Annotated in this window: 1 protein-coding gene; it reads right to left on the bottom strand. The window is 74.1% G+C overall.

From position 1 onward, the window contains the following. Positions 1-564: crosslink repair DNA glycosylase YcaQ family protein (locus tag KBX53_RS35260; protein WP_210864066.1), on the bottom strand; the 564-nt coding region annotated here is incomplete at both ends.

The following is a 564-nucleotide window of genomic DNA, read 5'->3' as shown; positions in this document are numbered from 1 at the left end:
CTCCAGCACGTAGTCGTACGCGAAGAGGTCCGCGAGGCGGACCCGGTCGTGCACCAGCCTGTCGAACGGCGACAACAACGCCGTACGACCGGTGAAGGGCTGCCCGAGCGCGGCCGGGTCGACCCGCCACTGGCCCGCGACTCCCTCGATCACCGCTGGCTCGCCCGCGTCACCGACCTCGGCCGGCTCGCCGGGCACCACCACCGCCTTCTCCCGGGCGATGCCCAGCGCCCGCAGCCGTCGCTCGTTGCGGAGCCGGCGTGCCTGCTCCAGCTCGACGACGGGCACGCCGGCCGGGTAGACCCGCTCCGCCACGTCCCAGAGCCGCTGTCGGCCCCGGCGGCCGGCGATCGCGACCTCGCCGCGCAGGACCAGGAACTCCAGCATCTGGGTGACGTTGCGGTTGTTGGTCCAGCCTGACGACGGCCACGGCACGACGCTCGTGTCCGGGATGTCGCGGGACAGCAGCGGACCGGAGCGGCCGAGCAGGTCGAGCACGTCGCGCCGGAACGAGTCGTTGGCGCGCAGCCACTCACGGTGGCGCTCGTGACCGGGCGCCGCCGC

Source organism: Micromonospora sp. M51 (genome assembly GCF_018070305.1).
Classification (GTDB): Bacteria; Actinomycetota; Actinomycetes; order Mycobacteriales; family Micromonosporaceae; genus Micromonospora; species Micromonospora parva.
The sequence above is the reverse complement of the archived record's forward strand: the minus strand, read 5'-3'. Positions and strand labels throughout refer to the sequence as shown.